Source organism: Rathayibacter tanaceti (genome assembly GCF_001634385.1).
In the GTDB taxonomy this organism is placed as follows: domain Bacteria; phylum Actinomycetota; class Actinomycetes; order Actinomycetales; family Microbacteriaceae; genus Rathayibacter; species Rathayibacter tanaceti.
In genome coordinates, this window is sequence record NZ_LIIN01000038.1 from 1 (window position 1) to 22,914 (window position 22,914).

Sequence of the window (22,914 nt, forward strand, 5' to 3'; positions counted from 1 at the left end):
GGGAGCGCCCGGCCGCTGTCAAGCGGCTCCTCCCCGGCGGCGCCCCTGCCTAGCCTCGAGGAAGGGCCGGCGCGCGCGCCCGCGGAGGGATGACGACATGCGGATCGCGATCGTCGGGGCGACCGGCAACCTGGGGACGGCGCTGCTGCGGCGCCTGCACGGCGAGGCCGGTGTGGAGGAGGTCGTCGGCATCGCCCGCCGGGCCCCGCGACCGCACTCCGAGGAGTACCGCGGCGTGCGCTGGGTCGAGGTCGATCTCGCGTCGAGCGAGGCGCCGCGCCTGCTCCGCGAGGCCTTCGCGGGGATGGACGCCGTCGTGCACCTCGCCTGGGCGCTGCAGCCCAGCCACGACGAGCCGTTCCAGCGTCTGATCGATGTCGGAGGCACCGCGGCAGTTCTCGCAGCAGCAGCCGTCGCCGGAGTCGGCCAGATCGCCGTCGCGTCCTCGGTGGGCGCCTACAGCGCGGCGTCCAAGGCGATCCGGGTCGACGAGGACTGGCCGACCGGCGGTCTGCACACCTCGACCTACAGCCGGCACAAGGCGGCGAACGAGCGGGCCATGGACGCGTTCGAGGCCGAGCATCCGGGGATCGTGGTCACCCGCCTGCGCCCGGGACTCGTGTTCCAGCGCGGCGCAGCGACAGAGATCGCCGGACTGTTCGCCGGTCCGCATTACCCCACCCGGTGGCTGAGGGCGCTCCGGGCGCCGGTGCTGCCTCTCCCGCGGACGCTGATCTTCCAGGCGGTGCACGCCGACGATGTGGCGGACGCGTTCTGGCGGGCTCTCGATCGGCGCGCGGGCGGTGCGTTCAACATCGCGGCCGAGCCCGTCCTCACTCCCGAGCGGCTCGCGCGCGCGTTCGGTGCGCGCCCGGTGACGGTGCCCTTCGGGCTCCTCCGCTCGATCATCACCGCGACCTGGCACCTCCGGCTGCAGCGGACGGACGCCGGCTGGCTCGACATCGCCGGCAACGTCCCCGTGATGTCGACGGAGCGGGCGCGCGCCGAACTCGGCTGGACGCCGAACCGCACGGCGGAGGAGGCGCTCGCCGAGCTCGTCGCGGGTCTCGCCGACCGCGCGACGGTGGCGGGCTCGCCTCCGCTGCGCGGGTAGCCGAGGCGAGCCCTCGACTCAGCTCTGCTCGTTTGCCACGCGGATGAGGACCTTGCCGGTCGCGCCCTGCTCGACCGCGTCGTGTGCGGCGGCGGTCTGCTCCAGTGGGAACCACGTCAGCGGGAGTCCCGCCTCCTCTCCCACCGGCAGGGCCCGGTCCGCGAGCGCGGCGGTGATGTCCTCCGCCGCTGCCTGCAGCGCCTCCTCGCCGACGGTGTAGAGCAGCAGGCCCTGCCAGCGGGCGTTCTTGACGAAGCCGGCGACGATCGGCACGGTGAACTCGTCACCGTTGTTGTTCGCGTAGTAGGCGATGCTGCCGTGGTTCGCGAGCACCTCCACGTCGAGCGCAGCGTTCTGCGCCGGCGCGACCTCGACGATGTGCTCCACTCCGTCCGGAGCGAGCTCGCGGATGCGGTCGGCGAGAGCACCGTCGGGGTACTGCAGCACGTGCTGCGCGCCGGCGGCCCTGGCCAGGCGCTCCTTGGCGTCGCTGCTCACCGTCGCGATCACGGTCGCGCCCGCCCACACCGCGAGCTGGACTGCGGCGTGCCCGACGGCTCCCGCACCGCCCTGGACCAGCACGGTCCGGCCGGCGAGGGCGCCGGGCGAGAGCCGGGACGGCCCGTGCTCGTGCACGGTGAGTGCGCGGTGGGCGGTCATCGCGGGGACGCCCAGACTCGCGGCGACCTCGGTGCCGATGCCGTCGGGGAGGCGCACGACGTGCTCGGCGAGCAGCACCGTCGACTCCTGCGCGGTACCGGTCGGGCGTCGATGCGCCGAGAGGTACATCCACACCCGGTCACCGACCGTCAGGCCCTCGACGCCCTCGCCGACCGCGTCCACGACTCCGGCACCGTCCTGGTTCGGAACCACCTCGTCGAAGGCGAGCTCGCCGTCGGCACGAGCCTTCCAGTCGGTCGGATTCACGCCGGAGGCGAGGACGCGGACGCGGACCTCACCGGCCCCCGGGGATTGCGTCTCGCGGTCGACGAGGGAGAGGACGGAGGAGTCACCGGTGCGGGAGTAGACGATCGATCGCATACCGAGGCCAAGGAGTACGCACTGCCCGGTATTCCCTCCGGAGGCGGGGCGGAGGACGTCCCGCGTCGGAGCGGCCGACCGGACCGGCATCCAGCGTCGCGGCCTACGGCGGACGTCGCGGGCCGCCTATCGTGACGGTCGCTCAGATCGTGCTCTCGGGGTGGGAGACGGAGACAGGGGGAACCCATGCGAGTCCGGTTCGATGCGGAGACGGCGGCGGTGCTCTCCTTGCGGCGGCGGGGCATGGCGACCGAGCTCACCCATCAGGGAATGGAGCGGCAGGGGGCGGTGGTCGATGTGCAGACCGCCTTTGGTGAACGTCGTGGGGGCGGAGCGCGGGCGGTCCGCGCGGCTGTCGCGACGGTACTGCTGATGGTTGTGCTCTGCGGCTGCGGGGCCAGCGGAGGAGGGGGCGCTGCGGTGGATCGTCGGGACGCGGCGGGGATGACTCGGTCGGAGGTGGCCGAAGTGAGTCTGGAGGAGGAGTTCGAGTCGAATGCGCAGCATGACGTGCAGCCGGACGAGCTGTTGCGGGATGCGCAGTTGCGGATCGGTGACGGTGTGTGGTGGCGAGACCGTGCCGGAGCACGGATTCAACGGCGGTGTGGGTGGTGGTCTCCCCGGGGGCCCGGGCGAGAACAGTTGTCACGTGACCTGCACTCGCATCATTCAGCCTCCTGGTGCTCATGGTGACCTGGCCGACCTGGACCCGATGCTGGCGTTCGTCGAGGAGCGGGGTGGGAGTACGTCATCCGCGAGTATCCGAAGAGCGCTGAGTTGTGGGGGATCACCGGCGACGGCTATCGTCCTCCGTTCCTGATTCAGGAGAGCGGCCAGTACTCGATCGAGGTGTACAGCGAGTCCCGTTCCCGCGTTGGGATGCGCCGGTTCATCCTCGGGGGCGCCAGTGACGCACGGACGGGCGGTGGGGCGAGACGCCCACCGCCCGTCCGTGCACGGTCGCCTACGACTGCGCGTCCTCCTGCACGGCGTGCTTGGCCTCGCGCGCCGAGTCCTGCACCTCACCGGCGGCGGAGGAGCCCGCCTCCTTGACGTTCTGGGCCGCGTCCGTCGCGGAGTCCTTGACCGCGGCGAACGCCTGCTGCGCGGGCTCGCGGAGCTCGCCCGCCGCCTCCTTCGCTGCATCGGTCACCGTGTCGACGACCGGCTGGACCTGCTCCTTGACGCGGCTGGCCGCCTCCTTCTCCCCGCTCGTCGCGGGGATCAGCGAGGCCACGAGCAGGCCGGCGCCGAAGGCGATCAGGCCCACCGCGAACGGGTTGCCCTCTGCCGTCGACTTCGCCGAGCCGGCTCCGCTCGAGAGCGAATCGGAGGCGTCATGCGCCGAGCCCATCACGCGATCGCGGACCGAGCCCACGGCCGACTTCACCTTGTCGGTCTGCCGCTGCGCGATCGCGCTCGGGCTGACCTTCTCGGCCAGCGCGTCCACGTCCCCGCCGAGCTCGGAGCGGGTGCGCTCGATATCGGCCCGGATCTCCTCCGGCGTCTTGTTCTGTCCTGCGTCGTACGTCATCGTCGTGCCCCGTTCGGCTTGAGGGTGTCGGGAATCTTCTTGAGTGTGTCGACCGTCTCGGGTACACCATCGACCTGCTTCAGGCTCCGGCGGCCGACGGCGAACAGGATCGCGGCCACGACGCCCCAGATCACCGCGACGACGACGCCAGACCAGCCGTTGCCGATCAGCGTCCCGAGGCTCCACCAGAGGGCGATCGAGAGGAAGAGCACGGCCATCAGCGCGGCGTAGCCGGCTCCGCCGAGCAGGCCGGCTCCCTTGCCCGCCTTGCCCGCGGACTCCTTCAGCTCGGCCTTGGCCAGCGCCATCTCCTGGCGGATCAGGGTCGACAGATCGCGCGAGACCTCCCCGAGCAGATCGCCGAGCGATGTCGAGCCCGCGCGTTCATCCGGAGTCGGCTCCGAGGAGCGGGGGACGCCAGGGACGCCACTCACGGCCGGGAGCCGTTCGGGAGGGAAGTGTCGCCGAGCGACGTTCCCAGCGGGTCCGGGATCGGCTCGGTCGGCTCGTAGTCGCGTTCGAACGAGCTCGATCCGACGGTGCCGTACGCCGAGGGGGCGGGGGCAGCGAACTCGGGACCGTCGGTCCGAGCGCTCTGAGCCTCCTTCTCGTCCTTCGCCTCGGCGGTCAGGGCGCGCAGGAGGCGGCCGCCGACCAGGCCAGTGGCTGCGGCGATCAGGATGAAGGCTCCCGGGCGGCGCCGGGCGAATGACCGCACGTCGTCGAGCAACTGCGACGGGTCGCGCTCCTCGAGCCACTGGGCGACGGCTCCGTCCGACAGCGCGACTCCCGCCACCTGATCGCGACCGCGAATACTGCCAGCTCGGCAGGGCGCCGAGCAAGCCCCCCGGTGTGTTCAGGCGGCGAGCAGTCAGCGGTCCTACGGTCGTGCCATCGATCAGCGAAGGAGGCACCACCATGGGGCTCGATGACAAGATCAAGAACGCCGCTCAGGACATCGCCGGCAAGGCGAAGGAAGCGATCGGCGACCACAAGAACGACGAGAGCCTGAAGGCCGAGGGCCAGAAGGACCAGGCCGCGGCCTCGGCCAAGAAGGTCGGCGAGGACGTCAAGGACGTCTTCAAGTAGGTCTCGCGGGACACGACGGAGGCGGCGCTCCCCAGGGGGGCGCCGCCTCCGTCGTCGTTCAGGAGCGGAGGGGGACGGCGACCCGGTCGGCGACCGCGCGGTTGAGGCGCAGCGGGGCGCGGTGTCCCCACGTGCCCCAGCGCCACAGCCACTCGAGCGGACCCTGGCTGAACGACCGGAGCCAGAGTGTGCTCGCCACCCATTGAGCGACGAGGATGACGGCGACCGTCGAGAACAGTGGCACCCACGACGTGCTGTGCGGGAAGTCGAGGAGCGCGTTGGCGCCGAGCATCAGCGGCGCGGCACTGACGTAGTTGGTGAGCGCCATCCTGCCGAGCGGGCTGAAGGCCGCCTCGAGGACTCGCGAGGCCCGGGTGGTCATGATCAGCGACACCAGCGAGGCGTAGACGCCGGCTGTGGCGAGACCGGCCGGCGCGGACGCGACGTCGAACCCGGAGTTCTCGATCGCGCTCGCCTGCCAGAGTGCGAGCGGGACGGCGAGCAGGCTGAAGGCGATCAGGCGATGCCGGATCCGCGCCTCGAGCGGCCGAAGGCCGTGACGACTCCGTAGCGGGTGAGCGCAGAACCGAGGAGGAACAGCCCCGGGATCAGGGTGATGCCGCCGCCGGTGACCGCGAGGCTCCCCCCGAGAAGGGCGACGGCCGCCACCGCGACGGCCCACCGCGGCAGCCAGGTGCTGGGCAGGAGGACGACGAGTCCGAAGAGCGCGTAGGGCAGCAGCGCCGAGCCGGGCTGCAGCATCTCGAAGGGGATGCCGATGGCGAGCAGGAGGAGCAGCCTGCGCAGCAGAAGGAGTCTCGGCCGCTGCGCCCGACGGGAGGCCGACTCGAGGAAGATCGAGAAGCCGATCCCGAACAGGAGCGAGAACAGCGGGAAGAACCGCTGTTGGACGAGGAGCTGCAGCCACCCGCTCGGATCGGCGAGGGTGTAGGGGCCGGTGACGTCCGACTCGGCGCCGAAGTGCGTGAGCGGTCCGATGTTGACGAAGATGATCCCGCACAGCGCGAGACCGCGGAGGACATCGAGCGCCGCCACTCGACCTCTGATGATCGGGGGGCGGTCCTGGGACTGACTGGTGTGCACGGTGGGTGGCCTCTCAGAGCGCGGCCCGGCTCTCGGGCAACTGCTTCGATCCCATCGTCGAGGAGCGGCGCCGACCGGGCATCGGCCGTTCGGCCGGTCTCGTCACGGGGACGGAGCAGCCGCGTCAGGGCCGGAGGAGGCCCGAGCTCCAGGCCCACGCGGCGATCTCGACGCGGTTGCGGGCCTCCAGCTTGGTTTGCAGGGCCGAGAGATGGGATTTGACCGTTCCGAGCGAGATGAAGAGCGCCGCGCCCACCTCGGCGTTCGTGAGCCCGCGTCCGACGAGTTCGGCGACCTCGATCTCGCGCGGTGTGAGCTCGGGATGCAGGGTGCTCGCCGTCCGCGGCGCGAGGTGCTGCAGCAGGCGCACGGTCACCGACGGGCTGATCAGCTGGTCTCCCGACTGCGCGGCCCGAACGGCCTGGACGAGCAGCCCCGGCCCGGCATCCTTGAGGAGGAACCCGGAGGCGCCGGCGCGCAGCGCGCCGTAGACGTACTCGTCGTCGTCGAAGTTCGTGGCCACCACCACCTTCACCGGGACCCGCGCGCGGGGCCCGGCGAGCAGCTGAGTGAGCTCGAGGCCGTCCATGCGCGGCATGCGGATGTCGACGATCGCGACGTCCGGGGCGAGCCGCTGAGCCACCTCCAGCGCCGTCAGACCGTCGTCGCACTCGCCGACGACGTCGATGTCGGGCTCGGCCGCGAGGATCCTGACGAGCGTGGACCGCACCTCGGCATGATCGTCGGCGACGAGGACCCGGATGCTCATCGCCCGACGTCCAGAGGGATCGCGGCTCGGATCGCCCAGGTCGCTCCGTCCGGTCCCGCCTCGAAGCTGCCGCCGAGGATCCGGGTCCGCTCGCGCATCCCGAGCAGGCCGAGGCCCGCCGAACCGGGCACGGGGTCGCTGCCCGGTTCCGCTTCCAGGGGACTGACCACGCGGACGTCGAGGACTCCGCCGCTCTCGGTGACGGACACCTCCAGCCAGGTGGCGCGCGGGGCGTGCCGGGAGACGTTCGTCACCGCCTCCTGAACGATGCGGTGGACCGCGGTCTGCACCTCGTCCGGCACGTCGGTCGGGATCCGCTCGATGAGACGGGCCCGGCCTCCGGTGGATGTCGACTCCCAGTGCTCCAGGAGCGGCGGCAGCTCCGACAGCGCGGTGCCGCCCAGCTCGGGATTCTGCTCGACACCGCTCGCCCGCAGTGTCGACACCCAGCGGCGCATCGCCACGAGCGCCTCCGATCCCGCGGCCTCCACCCGAGCGAGGTCGTCATCGAGTCCGGAGGGCGATCCGTCGAGAGAGCGCCGTGTGGCCTGGACCATCAGGATCATGCTGGTCACTCGGTTCGTGAAGTCGTCGTGGAGATCGCGAGCGAGGCCGTCGCGCTCCTCCTGGGTCGCCACGGCCAGGGCCAGCCGACGCTCGCCGTCCATGTTGCGGAGCACTGCTCCTGCCGCGAGAGCGCATCCCGAGGCCGCGATGAGGAGGACGACGAAGACGGGGGCGTCGGAGGAGAACGCGCGGAGGGGGAGGCAGACGACGGCCACGGTGATCAGCGCCGCCTCCGCCCACCCCCGGCGCCGTTCACCCGGCGGGAGGCGGCGGCGACGAGCACGAGCAGTACGAAGCACTCACCGAGTCCGAAGGATCCGGAGGACCCGGAGACCACCGCCAGACCGGTCACCACGGCGGTCCCCGCGAGCGACAGCAGCCCGACCGTCCACGTGCCGACCCGGCCGAGCAGCGCGAGCGTCCCGAGCACGACAGTCGCCACGAAGACGAGCCGCGCCGCGGGCGAGGGGGAGAGGGCGAGATCGACGAGCGTCAGCAGGACCGCGCCGACCGTGTAGACGGTCCATTCCATCCACCGCGGATGCCTCCGCTCCGCCCCCGGGGGCACGTCGGCCACGGCCGGCACGGGCTCCCGACGCGGTCTCCGCGACGCGCTCAGGCGTCCGTCACGGGGGCGGGGCGCGGCGTCACCTCCGGCTGCTGCCGGTGCTCGGCGCTCCAGCTCGCGAGGAGCTTCAGCGAATCCTCGGACCCGCTGCCGGGCTGTGCGCTGTAGATGAGGAAGTTGAGGCCAGGATCGGCCATCAGCTCGAGTGCCTCGTAGACGAGGTGCAGATCGCCGACGACCGGGTGGTGGAAGTGCTTGTCGCCCGTCGCATGGTGTCGGACCTCGTGCGCGCCCCACCGGACGCGGAACTCGTCGCTGCGGGTCGAGAGCTCGCCGATGAGGTCCTGCAGCCCCCGGTCGTGCGGGTCGCGGCCCGCCTCGGTGCGCAGGATCGCCACGTTGATGTCGGCCGACATGCTCCAGTCGGGGTAGAACCGCTCGGACTGCTCGCGCTGCAGGAACGCGTACCGCGCGAGGTTCACGGGACGCTCCGGGCGTGAATAGACGTCGGAGTAGAGGGCGCGGAACAGGGAGTTCTCGGCCAGGACGTCCATCCGCCCGTTGCGGACGAACGCCGGCCCGGTGGTGACGGCGTCGAGGGCGAGCTGTACCCCGGGCCGCACGCTGACCGGACCGCGGGGCCGACGAGCGGCACGGAGGGGCGATTCGTTCGCGGCTGCCGCGAGGTCCCGGAGATGCGCGCGCTCCGCGGTGTCGAGTCGCAGCGCGCCCGAGACGGCCTCGAGCACGCTGGCGCTGACACCGGTCAGCGACCCGCGCTCGACCCGCGAGTAGTACTCGACGCTCACCCCCGAGAGCAGGGCGACCTCGCTCCGACGCAGGCCCGGCACGCGACGCTTGCTCCCGCCGGGCAGCCCGACCTGCTGCGGCGTCACTCGTGCGCGGCGCGAGACCAGGAAGTCTCGGACCTCTTCGCGATTGTCCATGCCTGTCACCGTACGGCGCGGCCCGGATCCGTGGGGTGTTCTGTCAGGACACCTCCCAGCAGTGCCTCGCCGCGTGAGGTGACAGGGCGGTTGAGTGGTCATTCTCGCCGGCGTCCCCCAGACACCGTCAGCGCCGAGACAGCCACACCGAGAGACCCCGAGAGACAAGGAACAACTATGTCGGACACCGGCGCGCGGAGCCCCCTCCGCCAGCAGCTCGGCGACATCGCACCAGGCGGTCGCCGCAGGACGTGCACTGGTCGCTGCTCCAGCGCGTCGAGGCGAGCCCGCTGCGGAGCCGCCACGTGAGCCGCCGCCTCACATTCCTCTTCGCTCTCGCCGGGGGCGCGGCGGTCGGCAACCTCTACTGGGCGCAGCCCCTGCTGGACGTCATCGCCGCCGATCTCCGGACCGGCACCGCGGCGGCGGGCTGGCTCGTCACGGCGACGCAGCTCGGCTACGCGGTCGGAGTCCTGCTCTTCGTGCCCCTCGGCGATGTCCTCGACAGGTCGCGCCTCGTCCCGATCGCCGTGCTCGCCTCGGCGGTCGCCCTCGCGGCCAGCGCGCTGGCGCCCACCTTCGCGGTGCTGGTCGTCACGCTCGCGGCCGTGGGGCTGACCACCGTCTCCGGGCAGATCCTCGCTCCGCTCGCCGGAGACCTCGCCGACGATGCGTCGCGGGGCCGGGTCGTCGGCACGGTCGTCTCGGGCATCCTCTCCGGGATCCTCGTCTCGCGGACGCTGAGCGGCCTCGTCGCCGGGGTGGCCGGCTGGCGGTCCGTGTACGTCGTCGCCGCGGTGCTCGCGGTCGTCGTCGCCGTGCTCCTCGCCCGGGCGATCCCGTCTCTGGAGCCGCGGACGACGCTGCGGTACCCGGCCCTGATCGCCTCGGTGTTCACGATCGTGCGGCGGGAGCGGGTCGTGCGGTGGAGTCTCGCTCTCGGCTGCACCTCCTTCGCCGTGTTCACCCTGTTCTGGACGGCGCTGACGTTCCTCCTGAGCGCGCCTCCGTTCTCGTACTCGGCGACGACCATCGGGCTCTTCGGGCTGATCGGCCTGGCCGGCGCGGTCGCCGCGCAGCGTGCCGGACGGCTGCAGGATCGAGGCCTCGCTCTGCCCGCGATCGGCATCGCCTGGGTCCTGGTGATGGCGGCGTTCGTCGTCGCCGGGCTCGGGGCGGAGTCGGTGGTGGCCGTCGTCGTCGCGATCCTCGTGCTCGACATCGCGATCCAGGGGCACAACACGATGCTGCAGTCGCGGATGTTCCAGGTCGATCCCGCCGCCCGCAGCCGCATCAACACGGCGTTCGTTTCGACCAACTTCGTGGGCGGCGCGCTCGGCTCCGGGCTCGCCTCCTTCCTGTGGACCCACGGCGGCTGGCCGGCGATCGCGCTCGCCGGAGCGGTGCTGAGCGGCTTCGCGCTCACGGTGTGGGCGGTCGGGCAACGCGACGCGCTCCGGCTTCCGGCCGAGCGGGAGGCGGCCCGGGGATCTATCGGGTAGCCGGGTGCTCCGGTGCAGAGCAGCCGGCTCGGGTGCTGTCGGCGAGGCGACGGAGCCGACTCGCCGACTCCGATCCTGCCTCGGCCGTCCAGAGCACGATCTGCTGGTCCGGGTCCAGGGCCGAGGCGAGGATCTCCCAGTCGAGGACGAGTTCGCCGACGAGCGGATGATGCAGCGTCTTGCGGCCCGTCCCGCGTCCGGCGACCTCGTGCACGGTCCACATCTCGATGAACTCGGGGAACTGCGCCGAGAGGCGCTCGACGAGCCGTGCCAGTTCCGGATCGTCCGGGTATCTGGCGCTGTCCCTCCGCAGCTGCGCGACGGCGAGCTCGACGACGTCCTGCCAGTCGGCGTAGAGGCTCCGCACGCCCGGGTGGGCGAACAGCAACCAGATGAACGTCCGCTCGTCCTCGGGCACGGCAGCGAAATCGGTGATCAACGCGGCGCCCAGCCGGTTCCAGCCGATCACGTCGGTCCTGCGGCCGAGGACGAACGCCGGCGTGGTGGCGAGATCGTCCAGCGCCCGCTGCAGCGGAGCCTGGACGACCTGCCGGCGGGGGTGGGGGAGCGTCGGCTCGACCTTCCCGGCCAGATCGAACAGGTAGGCACGGTGCGCATCGGTGAGCCGCAGGACGCGGGCCAGGTCGGCCAGGACCGGCCCGGAGGCGGCCATCCGTCCCTGCTCGATGCGGGTGTAGTACTCGACGCTGATCGCAGCCGCCTCAGCGACCTCGCGGCGCCGGAGTCCCGGCACCCGTCGCGCTGCTCCCGACACAGGCACGCCGAACGTTGCGGGGTTGAGCGCGGCCCGTCGCGCGCGGAGGAAGGCGCCCAGTTCACGAGCTCGCACGTCCGTCGCCACCCGATGATCTTGCCATCGGAGGGGGCAGAGATCCCTGCCCTCCCCGGGCGTGACGCGGGGTGTCACAGTGATCGTCGCTCTCCGCGACACGTGATCGTCGCTCTACCAGGCACGAGTCGCTCTACGAGACAAGAGGAGATTTCCATGAAGGTCATCGGACTGACCGAGTTCGGAGCGGCATCCGTGCTGCGTCCTCTCGAGGTGCCGCAGAGATCGGCCGGCGCCGGAGAGGTCCGCATCCGCGTGCGAGCCGCCGCAGTGAATCCGGTGGACGCCATCATCCGCTCAGGAGGCTTCGCGGGAGGCGGGCTCCGCCCGGACGGACCGGTGGTTCCGGGGATGGATGTCGCCGGGACGATCGAGGAGATCGGGCCGGATCAGCCGGCCGGCTCCGACCTCGGTCTCGGCGACGCGGTCACGGGGTTCGTCGTCCCGAACGGGAGTCACGGAGGCTACTCCGAGGCCATCGTCCTGCCGGCGCTGTCCGTCACCCGCATGCCTGCGAGCGGCGGTTACGCCGAGGGAGCGTCGTTCCTCTCGAATGCGCTCACCGCCGAGATCACGCTGGAGCATCTCGCCTCGCGCCCGGGCAGACGCTCGCCGTCACGGGCGCGACCGGAGCCGTCGGCGGCTACCTGGTCGAGCTCGCGGTGCGCAGGGGCCTGCGGGTGATCGCTGACGCCCGCTCGGGCGAGGCCAGTCGGGTCCGCGCGCTCGGGGCGGAGGTCGTCCTCGACCGGGACGACGACTTCGTGCAGGGCGTCCTCTCGGCCACGGGCGGGGTCGGCGCGGACGCGCTCGCCGACCCGGCGATCCTCGCGGACCGGGTCGTCGGCGCGGTCCGCGAGGGCGGCCAGGTCGCGTTCTACCTGCCGAACGATGTCGATCCGGGTCGCGGCATCCGCGTGTTCGCGTCGTACGTCATGGGGTCGAGCCTCCGCCACGATGCGATCGACCGCCTGGCCCGTGCGGTCGAGCGCGGCGAGCTCAGCACGTCGGTCGCCGACCTGGTGCCGGCCGACCAGGCGGCCGCCGCACACGAACGCCTCGAACGCGGAGGATTCCGCGGCCGTCTCGTCCTGAAGTTCTGACGCGGCGCCGCCCGCTGTCCCTGTCGAAGGAGATCCTGTGCTCGCTCTCGAGGTCGTCGTCCTGGTCGGAACCGGCATTCTGCTCGCCTCCGCGTTCTCCGCGCGGTTCCGCGTCGCGCCGCCGGTGGTCCTGCTGGTGCTCGGAGTGCTCCTCGGGCTGATCCCGCAGGTGGGATCGGTGCTGCTGCCCCCTGACCTCGTGCTGCTGATCCTCCTGCCGATCCTGCTGTACTGGGAGAGCCTGACCACGTCCCTCCGCGAGATCCGGCGCAACATCACCTCCATCGCGGTGCTGAGTACCGGCCTCGTGGTGGCGACCGCCGCGGGCACGGCGGCGACGGCCCACGCTCTCGGGATGCCCTGGGGCGCGGCGTGGGTCCTCGGTGCGGCCGTCGCCCCGACAGATGCGACCGCGATCGCCGCGCTCAGCCGGATGCTGCCCGAGCGTCAGGTGACGGTCCTGCGCGCCGAGAGCCTGATCAACGACGGCACGGCGCTGGTGATCTTCGGGGTTGCTGTCGGTGTCACGGTCGGCGAGCAGAGTGTGAGCGCCGCGGGCCTCACCGGTCTGGTCCTCCTCGCCTACGGAGGCGGTGCCGCGGTGGGCGGCGTGGTCGCTCTCGTCAACATCGAGCTCCGTCGGCGCCTCAGCGATCCGCTCGCCGGCAACCTGGTCATGATTCTGGCGCCGTTCGTGGCGTTCCTCCTCGCCGAGTACCTGCATGCGTCGGGGGTCGTCGCCGTCGTGGTCAGCGGGCTGATCATGTCGCAGGCTGCCCCGCGCGTCATCCGAGCCGAGCACCGCACTCAAGCGCTCGCCTTCTGGCCGCTCCTGACCTTCCTGATCAACGGGTCCCTGTTCCTCTTCGTGGGCCTCGAACTCCAGCAGATCGCGCGCTCGCTCACCGCGGTCCAGCTGATGGGCGCTCTCGTCCTCGTCGGAGCCGTCAGCGCCGTGGTCATCGCCACCCGGTTCGCCTTCCTTTTCGCCTGGTCGGGCCTGGCGGTGCTCGTCTCCCGGTCGCGCGGGAGTGGATCCACCGTCGACGCCCCGCGGGCGCAAGCGGTGTCGAGCCTCGCGGGCTTCCGCGGGGCCGTCTCGCTGGCCGTCGCGCTCTCGGTGCCCGAGGTGGTCGCCTCCGGCGATCCGTTCCCGGCGCGGTCCCTGATCATCGTCGTCACGGCGGGGGTCGTCCTCGTCACTCTGGTGGGCCAGGCCCTCGTGCTCCCGCTCGCCGTCCGCGGGATCCGGCGACCCGCCTCCTCGAGGGTCGACGAGGAGGCGTCGGAGGCGTCGATCGTCGCCTTCGAGGCCGCACTGGACGCCGTCCCCGCGCTCGCCGCCCGCTCCGGAACGAGCCCGAAGGTCACCGCCTGGGTGACCGAGGCGTACGAGACCTTCGCCGGCACCGCCCGCGCCGACCGGGGCGGCGGGGGCGACACCGGCGCCGCGCGGGACCGGGCCGAGTACGTCGAGCTCAGCCTCGCGCTGATCGCGCACCGTCGCGAGACGGTCATCCGGCTGCGGAACGAGAACGCGATCGACGACACCGTCCTGCGGCGGTTGCAGGCCGCCCTCGACCGCGAAGAGCTGAGCCTCTCGTCTCCGGAACCGCTCGAGTAGGGCGTCGGCCTACGGCTGCAGCACGACCTTGATGCAGCCGTCCTCCTTCTTCTGGAAGGTCTCGTAGAGCGCGGGAGCGTCCTCGAGCGGAGCCCGGTGCGTCACGAGGTCCATCACGCCCAGCGGGTCGGAGGGGTCCTCGACCAGCGGCAGCAGGTCGTCGATCCAGCGCTTCACGTTGCACTGGCCCATCGTCAGCGTCACCTGCTTGTCGAACATCGACTTCAGTGGCAGCGGATCGGCCTCACCGCCGTAGACACCGCTGAGCGAGACGGTCCCGCCGCGGCGCACGAGGTCGAGCGAGGCGGTCACCGCCGCGAGCCGGTCGACTCCGACCGTGTCCATCGCCTTGCGCGCGAGCGGGTCGGGGAGCAGCCCGGCCACCGACTGCGCGAACGAGCCCATCGGCGAGCCGTGCGCCTCCATCCCCACGGCGTCGACGACGGAGTCCGGGCCGCGCCCCTCGGTCAGGTCGCGCAGCTGGTCGGCGATGTCGTCCGCGAGGTCGAACGTCTCGACGCCGTGGCGCGCGGCCATCTCGCGGCGCTCGGCGACCGGATCGACCGCGAGCACCCGGAAGCCCTTGTGCACCCCGATGCGCGAGGCGAACTGGCCGACCGGGCCGAGGCCGAAGACCACGAGCGTTCCGCCGTCGGGGACCCGCGCGTACTCGACGCCCTGCCAGGCGGTCGGCACGATGTCGCTGAGGAAGAGGTAGCGCTCGTCGGGCAGGTCCGACCCCACGACGACGGCGTTGTAGTCGGCGAGGGGCACGCGGAGGAATTCGGCCTGTCCTCCGGGAACCTGCCCGTACATCTTGGTGTAGCCGTAGAGCGACGCGCCCGAGCCGTACTCGGTGACCTGAGTCGTCTCGCACTGCGACTGCAACCCGCGACGGCACATGAAGCAGTCGCCGCAGGAGATGGTGAACGGGATGACGACGCGGTCGCCGACCCGGAGCGACGTGACCGCGGAGCCGACCTCCTCGACGATCCCCATCGGCTCGTGACCGAGGATGTCGCCCCGGTCGAGGTAGGGCCCCAGGAGGCGGTAGAGGTGCAGATCGGAGCCGCAGATCGCCGTCGAGGTGATCCGCACGATCGCATCCGTGGGCTGCTGCAGACGGGGGTCCGGAACCGTCTCGACCGAGACCTTCTCGGTGCCCTGCCAGGTAAGTGCTCGCATGCGCGTCTCCGTTCTCCGGCTCGCGCCGGGTCGAGGTGTCTTTCCACCGCACACCAGGAGGGCGCGGAGGGGGAGGGGCTTGACGGCCTTCCGGGGTCGTTCTGAGCGCATTCCCGGGCGCGGGAGTCGCCCTGTTCCTGCTGTCCTCGCTGGCGTGCGCTCTCGCGCCCACCGTCGGCGCACTGGTCGCCGCCCGTCTCGTCCAGGGAGCGGCTGCCGCCGTGATGCTGCCGTCCTCGATGGCGCTCCTGCGCGAGGCGTTCCCCGATTCGCGGGAGCGTGCTCGCGCTCTCGGGATCTGGGCCGTCGGCGGTGCCGTCGCTGTCGCCGTCGGACCGCTCCTGGGCGGCCTGCTGACGGTCGTCGACTGGCGGCTCGTGTTCCTCATCAACGTCCCGGTCTGCGCGGCGATGCTCCTCCTGCTGCGCTCCGTCGCGGCGTCGCCCACCCACCCCGCACTGTTCGACTGGTGGGGTCAGGCGCTCTCGCTGCTCGGCCTCGGCGCTCTGATGTACGGGCTCATCGAGGGAGGCGCCCTCGGCTACGGCGACCCCGCCATCGTCGGCTGCCTGGCGCTCGCCGTCGTCGCCCTCTCCTGCTTCCTCGCCGTGCAGCGGCGGAGCAGCACCCGATGATGCCGCTCGATCTCTTCCGCGGCTCCGACATGAGGATCGCGCTCCTCGTCGGCTTCGCCTTCATGGTGGGCAACTTCGGGTCGGTGTTCGTCGTGAGCCTCTACCTCCAGCAGCATCTCGGCCTCTCCCCGCTGCTCGCCGGCCTGGTCTTCCTCCCCTCCGCCGCGTTCGGTGTCGTGGGGAACATCGTCAGCGGGACCCTCGCCAACCGGTTCAGACCGCGGGTGCCCATCGCTCTCGGGTTGACGACGATGGCGGTCGGGCTGCTCGGGCTGCTCTTGGCCGCTCCGCTCGACTCGGTGATCGCGGTGAGCGCCCTCCTCGTGCTGACCGGCGCCGGTGGCGCTGTGGCGATGCCGCCCGCCACCGCCGTGGTGCTCGCGAGCGTCCCCCCCGCACCGAGCGAGTACCGCGAGCGCTGTGTTCAACACCTTCCGCCAGGTGGGAGGCGCGGTCGCCATCGCCGTCTTCGGCGCGCTCCTCGCCGACCGGACGGGTTTCGTCGGTGGGATGCAGACGTGCATGCTCGTCGCCGCAGTGGTGCTCCTCGGTGCCGCCGCGGCAGCGGTCTTCATCAGGGTCGGGGAGACGAGCGCGTAGGCCGCCGACCGGCGTCGGATGGGCGCGGGCGCACTGTCCGCTGTCCCGTGGCGTCCGCGCGCTGCGCCGGGCCTCCGCACGGCGCACGTCCACCCGACGTTCATCCCACTCACGGCCCAGAAGTGATGGGATAGGGGGATGGATGCTCTCTACACTGCCATCGCCCACGCTTCCGGTGGAGGACGCGACGGCCACGTCCGCACCGAGGACGACCGTCTCGACCTCGACACCCGCGCCCCGCAGGAGCTCGGCGGCTCCGGCGAGGGGACCAACCCCGAACAGCTCTTCGCCGCCGGCTACTCGGCCTGCTTCCTCAGTGCTCTGCACGGAGCAGGCCGTCAGCTGAAGATCGACACGACCGACGCCGCCGTCTCGGCCAGCGTCTCGATCGGCAAGAACGACTCCGACGGCTTCGGCCTCTCGGTCGAGCTCGACGTCTACGTGCCGAAGGCCGGCCCCGAGGATGCACGGAAGGTCGCCGACGCGGCGCACACCCTCTGCCCGTACTCGAACGCCACCCGCGGCAACATCCCCGTGCAGATCAACCTGGTCGACTGACCGGACCCTCCGCGACGGCCCCTCCCCGATCCGGGACGGGGCCGTCGTCGTGCGGCCGTCAGCCGACGGACATCCCTGGTCGGTTAGGGTCGGCGCATGAACGAGGACCTGTCGACCGACGAGACCGGGGCGCGCGCCGAGCTCACCCAGATCCGTCAGAGCATCGACAACATCGACGCGGCGCTGATCCACCTGCTCGCGGAGCGCTTCAAGTTCACGCAGAAGGTCGGCATACTCAAGGCCGCGCACGGTCTCCCTCCGGCGGACCTGGAGCGCGAGGCACGTCAGATCGCGCGGCTGCGGGGACTCGCCGAGGAGGCTCACCTCGACCCTGCCTTCGCCGAGAAGTTCCTCGGCTTCATCGTCGCCGAGGTCATCCACCACCATCGGCGCATCGCCGACGGCTCCGAGGACTGACGGGCCGTCGGTCGCGGATCCTCACCACTCGGGGAAGGTGACCGTCGCCACGAGTCCGCCCTCGGCGCGCGCGGTCAGACGCAGCGCCGCCCCGTGTGCGTCGGCGATGCTCTCGACGATGGCCAGCCCGAGCCCTCGGGAGCGTTCGGCCCCTGCGGAGACCCGTCCGCTTGCCCGGTAGAACGGCTCGGTGAGCCGCTCGACGTCCTCCTGGCGGACCCGAGCCCCCGAGTTCTCCACGCAGAGGAGGGCGCCGCCGCCCACCGGCCCGCCGGGGCGCGTCACCGTCACGCGGAGCGATCCGCCGTCCTCGTTGTGCCGCACGGCGTTCTGGAGGAGGTTCTCGCACAGCTGGGTCAGCATCGCCGGATCTCCCCGGACCGTCACCTCGTCGAGATCGACGGTGCAGTCGACAGCGCGGGCAGCGGCCACCGGACGAAGGGCGTCCACCGACTGGGCGACGATCCGCGTCAGCGAGACCTGCTCGGTGCTCAGTCCGGAGTGGTCCAGATCGGCGAGGTCGAGGATCGCCTCGACGGTCAGGATGCTGCGCGAGTTCGTCTCGCGCAGGCGGGCGAGGAGCGCGCGGGTGCTGTCGTCGTCCAGGTGCTCGCGGCGCGCGGCGACATCGAGCATCGCCTGCGTCGTCGCGAGCGGAGTCCGCAGCTCGTGCGAGGCATTCGCCGCGAAACGCTGGTGGGCGCGGAACGACCGGTCCAGTCTCTCCAGCATGTGATCGAAGGTGTCCGAGAGGTCGGTGATCTCGTCCCTCGGGCCGGAGAGGGCGACGCGGTGGTCGAACGAACCTGTGGCCGCACGCAGGGCGGCCTCGTTGATCGTGTGCAACGGGCGGAGGAGGCGTCCCGACATGATCCAGCCGACCCACGCGCTCGCGCCGGCGAGCAGCACGAGGACGATGACGGACCAGACGAGCAGTGTGGTGAGGATGTCGTTCTGATCGGAGACGACGAGAGCGGCGGCGCCATCGGCCGACGTCAGGCCTCCCGACACCCGGTGGCTGGACGTGCTGGGCAGGGCGTCTGCCGGCATCGGGGTGGAGAGGGGAGCCGAGGTGCCACCGGCGTTCGTCGCGCTGATCGCGTAGGTCGGCACGTACCGCATGAAGACGTAGATGAGCACGAGCATCACCGACCCGGCGATCGTGAAGAGCGCGGTGTACGTGAGCGTCCACCGCATGCGGACCGTGAGCCGGTGCGGCCTGCCCAGCAGACCCGCGGCCTCCGTGCGGGGCATCACTCGCCCTCGATCCGGTAGCCGACACCCGGGACCGTCCTGATCACCCACGGCGATCCGAGCCGCCGACGGAGGTTCGAGATCGTGACCCGGATCGTGTTGGTGAACGGATCCACGTTCTCGTCCCACGCCTTCTCCAGGAGCGCCTCCGCGCTGACCACGCCGCCGTCGGCGAGCAGGAGCTGCTCGAGGACCGCGAACTCCTTGCGCGAGAGCTTCATGTAGACCCCGTCGCGGAAGACCTCTCGGCGGAAGGGATCGAGGCGGACGCCGGCGCGCTCGAGAACGGGCGGCCTCGACTCCGCGGTACGGCGCACGAGGGCGCGCAGCCGGGCGACCAGTTCGGGGAACTCGAACGGCTTCACGAGGTAGTCGTCCGCACCGGCGCCGAGGCCGGACACCGTGTCGTCGAGCCGGCGTGCAGCGGTCAGCATCATCACTCGGACACCGGGGTGCGCGGCGACCACCGCGCGACAGACATCGTCGCCGTGCGTGCCCGGGAGGTCGCGGTCGAGGAGGATCACGTCGTAGTCGTTGACGGTGAGCGCCTCGAGGGCGGCGTCGCCGTCGTGGACGAGGTCTGCGGCGATCGCCTCCTGACGCAGACCGTCGCGGACGGCCTCGGCCAGATAGATCTCGTCTTCGGCGACCAGGACGCGCATATGGACCTCTCAAGGGGCGCGGTCGGGCGACCACGGCGGTGACACGACCAGTCCAGCAGCGGTGGTGTAACGAGAGCGTCAACGTCGCCCGCTCCTGCCGCCCGACTGGACGCCGATCGCATCCGGATCGTAGACGCACGGGACGGTCGTCTCCTGAGCGGCCGATCGCCGGGGGCGTTCCCTGCCGGACCGGGTGTTCAGAAAACGTCAACGTTTTCGTTGACACTCGGGCAATGCGCTCCGCGGTGGACTCGTCGTCATCAGCCCCAATCATCGAGGAGCACGCATGTCCACCACCACGACCACCACCAGCAGGGCCCGCCGCTACGCGGCCAAGGTCGCCGTCCTCCTGACCGTTCCCCTCCTGATCGGATCGCTCGCCGCGTGCACCAGCGGCACGCCCGGAAGCGCCGAGCAGTCCCCGACCTCCGCGGGCTCGTTCAACGACTGGCAGGTCGACTACGCCTCCTGCATGCGGGGCGAGGGCGTCGACATGCCCGACCCGGCGTCGGACGGCGGAACCGCCGCGATCGGCGTCGACGAGGCCGGCTCCGAGGTCTTCCAGACCGCCTCCGAGACCTGCATGGCCCGTCTGGGCGAACCGCCGGCACCCGACGGTGAGACCTCGGTCGCCGATGAGTTCGAGGGCCAGCTCACGACGGCCGAGTGCTTGCGGGCCAACGGCGTCGACGTCGACGACCCGGTCAAGGGCGAAGCGATGGAGTTCCCCCTCGACATCCCCGAGGATGTGCTCGACACCTGCGGCCTCTCCGCAGGTGCGGGCAGCGGCAGCTCGACCGGCAGCGCCCGATGAGCACGCGACGCCGCGTCATCGCCGGCATCGTCTGCGCTGTCCTGTTCGTCGGCGGTGCAGCAGCCGTGGTGACTCTGGTCCCGGCCGCCGGGGCGACCCAGGAGGAGCCGCGCAGCAGCATCCCGACGGGCACCGCTCCGATCACGGCCGGCGACCTCGTCGGCACCACTCAGGTGACCGGCACGCTCGACTACGCCGACCAGCGCAAGGTCGGCAGCGGAGCAGGCATCGTGACCAGCGTCCCGGTGCCGGGCAGCACCGTGGCCCTCGGGGGCGCGCTCTACACCGTCGACAACGTTCCGGTCGTGCTGCTCCACGGCCCGCTGCCCGCCTGGCGGCCGTTCGCCTCCGGTATGGGCGACGGACCGGACGTCCAGCAGCTGGAGCAGAGCCTCGCAGCGCTCGGCTTCTTCGACCGCACCCCCGACAAGGAGTTCGCCTCCTCGACCGAGCGCGCGATCGTGCGCTGGCAGAAGGCGCTCGGCGTCCAGCAGACCGGTCGGCTGGAACTCGGTTCCGTCGTGTTCCTGCCGGGCGACGTCCGGATCGCCTCCGTCGACGCCGCCGTCGGGAGCCCTGCTGCCGCCGAGATCGTCACGGTGTCCTCCCTCGTGAAGCGCATCGAGGTGCAGCTCAAGCTGGCCGATCAGCGTCTCGGCGTCGTCGGCGCGAAGGTCGACGTCCGGTTGCCGGGCGGCGGGACGACGGCGGGAACCGTCACCGACGTCGGCGCGCCTGCCGAGACCGAGACGAACGGTCAGAAGACGACGACGATCCCCGTCGGAGTCGCGCTCGACGACCCGACCGCCGCCGCCGACCTCCAGCGGGCGAGCGTCACCGTCGGGTTCCCGACGGAGCGGCGGGAGAACGTGCTGTCGGTGCCGGTCGAGGCGCTCATCGCCGTCGACGACAAGTCCTTCGGAGTCGAGATCGTCGGCGAGGACGGCACCCGCACCACCGTGCCGGTCACGACCGGCCTGTTCGCCGACGGTCGCGTGGAGGTCTCGGGCGACGGCGTCCGCGCCGACCTCGACGTCGTGGTGCCGGCATCATGACCGCGTCCGGAGAGACCGCGCCCATCATCCGTCTCGCTGCCATCACCCGCGAGTACGGCGAACCGCCGACCCTCGCGCTCGCCGGTGTCGACCTGGTGATCGAGGAGGGGGAGTTCGTCGCGATCGTCGGACCGAGCGGCTCGGGGAAGTCGACGATGCTCAACCTGATCGGCACCCTCGACCGTCCGACGAGCGGGACGGCCCACATCGCCGGTGCCGACGTGGGCCGGCTGTCCGACGCGAGACTGTCGGCACTGCGTGCCTACCGGATCGGCTTCGTGTTCCAGCAGTTCCACCTCTCGGACGGCGTCAGCTCGGTGGACAACGTCGCGGACGGCCTCCTCTATACGGGGGTCCCTCGCGCCGAGCGGCGACGGCGCGCCGTCGACGCGCTCGAACGCGTCGGCCTCGGCCACCGCCTCGACCACCGCCCGACCCAGCTCTCCGGCGGTGAGCGGCAGCGCGTCGCGATCGCCCGCGCCGTGGTGGGCGATCCTCCGCTGCTTCTCGCCGACGAACCGACGGGCAACCTCGATTCCGTCTCGGGCGCGAGCATCGTGGAGCTTCTCCATGAACTGCACCGCGGCGGGACGACCGTCGTGGTGATCACCCACGACGCGGAGCTCGCCACCCGCCTGCCCCGCCAGGTCGTCATCCGCGACGGTCGCATCGTCGGCGACTCGGAGCGTGCAGCATGACCGGGGACCCGGGCCGCACCGCAGGCGGTCGGCGCTCCCGGCTCCTCGGTCGCGACGTTCTGGGGCTCGGCACGACCGGCCTCCGTGCTCGGCCGATGCGCGCCTTCCTCTCCGCGCTCGGCATCGCCATCGGGATAGCCGCGATGATCGCCGTTGTCGGCATCTCCTCGTCCAGTCAGGCGAGGCTGCAGGCTCAGCTCGCGCAGCTCGGCACCAACCTGTTGACCGTGCAGCCGGGCAAGAGTCTCCTGGGCACGGTGGTCACCCTCCCCGAGGACACCGTCGGCAAGGTCGGTCTCCTCGGCGGTGTCGAGCAGGTCGGCGGTGCCGGTGCGATGAGCGGGTTGTCCGTCTACCGCAGCAGCATGATCGATCCGGCCCAGAGCGGCGGACTCGGCGTGACCGCTGTCACCGATGGGCTGTTCGACGTCGTCGGAGGCACCCTCGCCGCGGGCGAGTGGCTCAACGCTGCGACGGGGAGCTTCCCGACCGTCGTCCTGGGCTCGAAGGCCGCCGAGCGCCTCGGCATCGCGACCGTCGGGTCGGTCATCCAGCTCGGCGGGGAGCACTTCACCGTCGTCGGTGTCCTCGATCCGGTCGCGCTCGCGCCCGAACTCGACACGACTGCGATGATCGGGCAGGCGATCGCAGCCGACCGCTTTGGTTTCGACGGCAAGCCGACCACCGTGTACGAACGGTCTCCGGAGGAGCTCGTGCCGCAGGTGCGCGCACTGCTGCCCCGCACGGTCAGCCCGTCGGCGCCGGAGGAGGTGTCGGTGTCGCGGCCGTCGGACGCCCTGGCCGCGAAGAACGCCGCCGATCAGGCGTTCACCGGTCTCCTCCTCGGGCTCGGGTCGGTCGCTCTGCTCGTCGGCGGCATCGGAGTGGCGAACACCATGGTGATCTCGGTGCTCGAGCGTCGTCGCGAGATCGGGTTGCGGCGAGCGCTCGGGGCGACCCGCGGGCACATCCGTTCGCAGTTCCTGATGGAGGCGCTCCTGCTGTCCGCTCTCGGAGGTGTCGCCGGTGCCCTGCTCGGCACCGGGGTCACGAGTGTCGTCGCGGCCGTGAACGGCTGGCCGATCTCGGTCCCTCCCGAGGTGCTGCTCGCCGGAATCGCAGCGACACTCGTGATCGGAGCGATCGCCGGGCTCTATCCGGCGATCCGCGCCGCGCGGACCCCGCCCACCTCGGCGCTGAGCGGCTGAGCGGCCGGTGACGGCG

General features: G+C 71.5%; 28 protein-coding genes and 1 pseudogene. 15 read left to right on the plus strand and 14 right to left on the minus strand.

Annotated features, from left to right (window positions below; all coding sequences use genetic code 11):
- Positions 1-97: 97 nt before the first annotated feature.
- Complete coding sequence (locus ACH61_RS06540) at positions 98-1,114, plus strand: NAD-dependent epimerase/dehydratase family protein (protein ID WP_068210087.1); 1,017 nt, start codon at positions 98-100, stop codon at positions 1,112-1,114.
- A gap of 18 nt (positions 1,115-1,132) precedes the next feature.
- Here the strand turns inward: ACH61_RS06540 and ACH61_RS06545 are convergent, their stop codons facing one another.
- From ACH61_RS06545 to ACH61_RS18280, 4 genes are all read right to left on the minus strand, one after another.
- Positions 1,133-2,155, minus strand: coding sequence for an NADPH:quinone reductase (locus ACH61_RS06545; protein WP_068210090.1), 1,023 nt, complete (start codon positions 2,153-2,155; stop codon positions 1,133-1,135).
- A 964-nt stretch (positions 2,156-3,119) separates the two neighbouring features.
- The gene (locus ACH61_RS06555) at positions 3,120-3,689 is read right to left on the minus strand and encodes a DUF3618 domain-containing protein (protein ID WP_068210095.1); all 570 of its coding nucleotides are present in this window, start codon (positions 3,687-3,689) and stop codon (positions 3,120-3,122) included.
- Positions 3,686-4,123 carry a phage holin family protein gene (locus ACH61_RS18275; protein WP_068210098.1) on the minus strand — a complete coding sequence of 146 codons (438 nt, stop codon included), beginning with the start codon at positions 4,121-4,123 and terminating at the stop codon, positions 3,686-3,688. Before ACH61_RS18275 ends, ACH61_RS06555 begins: the two co-directional genes overlap by 4 nt.
- Positions 4,120-4,485: a hypothetical protein gene (locus ACH61_RS18280; protein ID WP_068210101.1), complete on the minus strand. Its 366-nt coding sequence runs from the start codon at positions 4,483-4,485 to the stop codon at positions 4,120-4,122. Before ACH61_RS18280 ends, ACH61_RS18275 begins: the two co-directional genes overlap by 4 nt.
- 122 nt (positions 4,486-4,607) lie before the next feature.
- On the opposite strand from ACH61_RS18280, the gene ACH61_RS06570 reads away from it, so the two are divergent.
- The gene (locus ACH61_RS06570) at positions 4,608-4,778 is read left to right on the plus strand and encodes a CsbD family protein (protein ID WP_068210104.1); all 171 of its coding nucleotides are present in this window, start codon (positions 4,608-4,610) and stop codon (positions 4,776-4,778) included.
- Positions 4,779-4,836: 58 nt separating this feature from the next.
- Here ACH61_RS06570 and ACH61_RS06575 read toward each other — a convergent pair whose 3' ends face one another.
- The 6 genes from ACH61_RS06575 to ACH61_RS06595 form a co-directional block, all read right to left on the minus strand.
- Positions 4,837-5,310, minus strand: coding sequence for a DUF418 domain-containing protein (locus ACH61_RS06575; protein ID WP_236713586.1), 474 nt, complete (start codon positions 5,308-5,310; stop codon positions 4,837-4,839).
- On the minus strand, positions 5,295-5,834 hold the full coding sequence (locus ACH61_RS18285) for a DUF418 domain-containing protein (RefSeq protein WP_236713582.1): 540 nt from the start codon (positions 5,832-5,834) through the stop codon (positions 5,295-5,297). Before ACH61_RS18285 ends, ACH61_RS06575 begins: the two co-directional genes overlap by 16 nt.
- A 172-nt stretch (positions 5,835-6,006) precedes the next feature.
- Positions 6,007-6,651, minus strand: a complete 645-nt coding sequence (locus tag ACH61_RS06580) for a response regulator (protein WP_068210107.1) — start codon at positions 6,649-6,651, stop codon at positions 6,007-6,009.
- Positions 6,648-7,433 (minus strand): sensor histidine kinase, encoded by a 786-nt coding sequence (locus ACH61_RS06585; protein ID WP_068210110.1) that lies wholly within the window; start codon positions 7,431-7,433, stop codon positions 6,648-6,650. Before ACH61_RS06585 ends, ACH61_RS06580 begins: the two co-directional genes overlap by 4 nt.
- A gap of 5 nt (positions 7,434-7,438) precedes the next feature.
- Complete coding sequence (locus ACH61_RS06590; RefSeq protein WP_068210111.1) at positions 7,439-7,750, minus strand: hypothetical protein; 312 nt, start codon at positions 7,748-7,750, stop codon at positions 7,439-7,441.
- 83 nt (positions 7,751-7,833) lie between these two features.
- Positions 7,834-8,733: a helix-turn-helix domain-containing protein gene (locus ACH61_RS06595; protein ID WP_068210114.1), complete on the minus strand. Its 900-nt coding sequence runs from the start codon at positions 8,731-8,733 to the stop codon at positions 7,834-7,836.
- A gap of 251 nt (positions 8,734-8,984) precedes the next feature.
- Between ACH61_RS06595 and ACH61_RS06600 the strand changes: the two genes are divergently transcribed.
- On the plus strand, positions 8,985-10,235 hold the full coding sequence (locus ACH61_RS06600) for an MFS transporter (protein WP_236713583.1): 1,251 nt from the start codon (positions 8,985-8,987) through the stop codon (positions 10,233-10,235).
- Here ACH61_RS06600 and ACH61_RS06605 read toward each other — a convergent pair.
- Positions 10,225-11,085 (minus strand): helix-turn-helix domain-containing protein, encoded by an 861-nt coding sequence (locus ACH61_RS06605; RefSeq protein WP_236713584.1) that lies wholly within the window; start codon positions 11,083-11,085, stop codon positions 10,225-10,227. The two genes, ACH61_RS06600 and ACH61_RS06605, sit on opposite strands and share 11 nt — an antisense overlap.
- A gap of 156 nt (positions 11,086-11,241) precedes the next feature.
- Here ACH61_RS06605 and ACH61_RS17295 point away from each other — a divergent pair, with 156 nt between their 5' ends.
- The 3 genes from ACH61_RS17295 to ACH61_RS06615 are packed head-to-tail and all read left to right on the plus strand — an operon-like array spanning position 11,242 to position 13,812.
- Positions 11,242-11,769 carry an alcohol dehydrogenase catalytic domain-containing protein gene (locus tag ACH61_RS17295; RefSeq protein ID WP_161489629.1) on the plus strand — a complete coding sequence of 176 codons (528 nt, stop codon included), beginning with the start codon at positions 11,242-11,244 and terminating at the stop codon, positions 11,767-11,769.
- On the plus strand, positions 11,766-12,188 hold the full coding sequence (locus ACH61_RS17300) for a zinc-binding dehydrogenase (RefSeq protein ID WP_161489630.1): 423 nt from the start codon (positions 11,766-11,768) through the stop codon (positions 12,186-12,188). Before ACH61_RS17295 ends, ACH61_RS17300 begins: the two co-directional genes overlap by 4 nt.
- Before the next feature lie 37 nt (positions 12,189-12,225).
- Positions 12,226-13,812, plus strand: a complete 1,587-nt coding sequence (locus ACH61_RS06615) for a Na+/H+ antiporter (protein ID WP_068210119.1) — start codon at positions 12,226-12,228, stop codon at positions 13,810-13,812.
- Positions 13,813-13,821: 9 nt separating this feature from the next.
- On the opposite strand, the gene ACH61_RS06620 is transcribed toward ACH61_RS06615, so the two are convergent.
- Entirely contained in the window at positions 13,822-14,997 is a 1,176-nt protein-coding gene (locus ACH61_RS06620) for a zinc-dependent alcohol dehydrogenase (protein ID WP_068210122.1), read from the minus strand.
- Between the two features lie 131 nt (positions 14,998-15,128).
- Here ACH61_RS06620 and ACH61_RS17900 point away from each other — a divergent pair, with 131 nt between their 5' ends.
- The 5 genes and pseudogenes from ACH61_RS17900 to ACH61_RS06640 all read left to right on the plus strand — a co-directional run bounded on the left by ACH61_RS17900 (position 15,129) and on the right by ACH61_RS06640 (position 17,207).
- A complete protein-coding gene (locus ACH61_RS17900; protein ID WP_269085062.1) occupies positions 15,129-15,632 on the plus strand; it encodes an MFS transporter in 504 nt (167 codons plus the stop codon).
- Positions 15,593-15,967: pseudogene (locus ACH61_RS19285) on the plus strand (MFS transporter); the annotation flags it as partial. The gene ACH61_RS17900 and the pseudogene ACH61_RS19285, both read left to right, overlap by 40 nt.
- An 85-nt stretch (positions 15,968-16,052) precedes the next feature.
- Entirely contained in the window at positions 16,053-16,232 is a 180-nt protein-coding gene (locus ACH61_RS17905) for a hypothetical protein (protein WP_068210128.1), read from the plus strand.
- A gap of 138 nt (positions 16,233-16,370) precedes the next feature.
- Complete coding sequence (locus tag ACH61_RS06635) at positions 16,371-16,790, plus strand: organic hydroperoxide resistance protein (RefSeq protein ID WP_068210131.1); 420 nt, start codon at positions 16,371-16,373, stop codon at positions 16,788-16,790.
- 96 nt (positions 16,791-16,886) lie between these two features.
- Positions 16,887-17,207, plus strand: coding sequence for a chorismate mutase (locus ACH61_RS06640; RefSeq protein WP_068210133.1), 321 nt, complete (start codon positions 16,887-16,889; stop codon positions 17,205-17,207).
- Between the two features lie 21 nt (positions 17,208-17,228).
- On the opposite strand, the gene ACH61_RS06645 is transcribed toward ACH61_RS06640, so the two are convergent.
- Both ACH61_RS06645 and ACH61_RS06650 read right to left on the minus strand, forming a co-directional pair.
- Entirely contained in the window at positions 17,229-18,461 is a 1,233-nt protein-coding gene (locus tag ACH61_RS06645; protein ID WP_068210135.1) for a HAMP domain-containing sensor histidine kinase, read from the minus strand.
- Positions 18,461-19,123, minus strand: a complete 663-nt coding sequence (locus ACH61_RS06650) for a response regulator transcription factor (protein WP_068210137.1) — start codon at positions 19,121-19,123, stop codon at positions 18,461-18,463. The genes ACH61_RS06645 and ACH61_RS06650 overlap by 1 nt, the downstream gene beginning before the upstream one ends.
- A gap of 286 nt (positions 19,124-19,409) precedes the next feature.
- Between ACH61_RS06650 and ACH61_RS06655 the strand changes: the two genes are divergently transcribed.
- From ACH61_RS06655 to ACH61_RS06670, 4 genes are read left to right on the plus strand one after another with little or no spacing between them, the layout of a single operon-like run.
- Positions 19,410-19,937, plus strand: a complete 528-nt coding sequence (locus ACH61_RS06655) for a hypothetical protein (protein ID WP_068210139.1) — start codon at positions 19,410-19,412, stop codon at positions 19,935-19,937.
- On the plus strand, positions 19,934-20,992 hold the full coding sequence (locus ACH61_RS06660) for a peptidoglycan-binding protein (RefSeq protein ID WP_068210142.1): 1,059 nt from the start codon (positions 19,934-19,936) through the stop codon (positions 20,990-20,992). Before ACH61_RS06655 ends, ACH61_RS06660 begins: the two co-directional genes overlap by 4 nt.
- Positions 20,989-21,690: an ABC transporter ATP-binding protein gene (locus tag ACH61_RS06665; RefSeq protein ID WP_068210144.1), complete on the plus strand. Its 702-nt coding sequence runs from the start codon at positions 20,989-20,991 to the stop codon at positions 21,688-21,690. The genes ACH61_RS06660 and ACH61_RS06665 overlap by 4 nt, the downstream gene beginning before the upstream one ends.
- Entirely contained in the window at positions 21,687-22,898 is a 1,212-nt protein-coding gene (locus ACH61_RS06670) for an ABC transporter permease (protein ID WP_068210145.1), read from the plus strand. Before ACH61_RS06665 ends, ACH61_RS06670 begins: the two co-directional genes overlap by 4 nt.
- Positions 22,899-22,914: the final 16 nt, after the last annotated feature.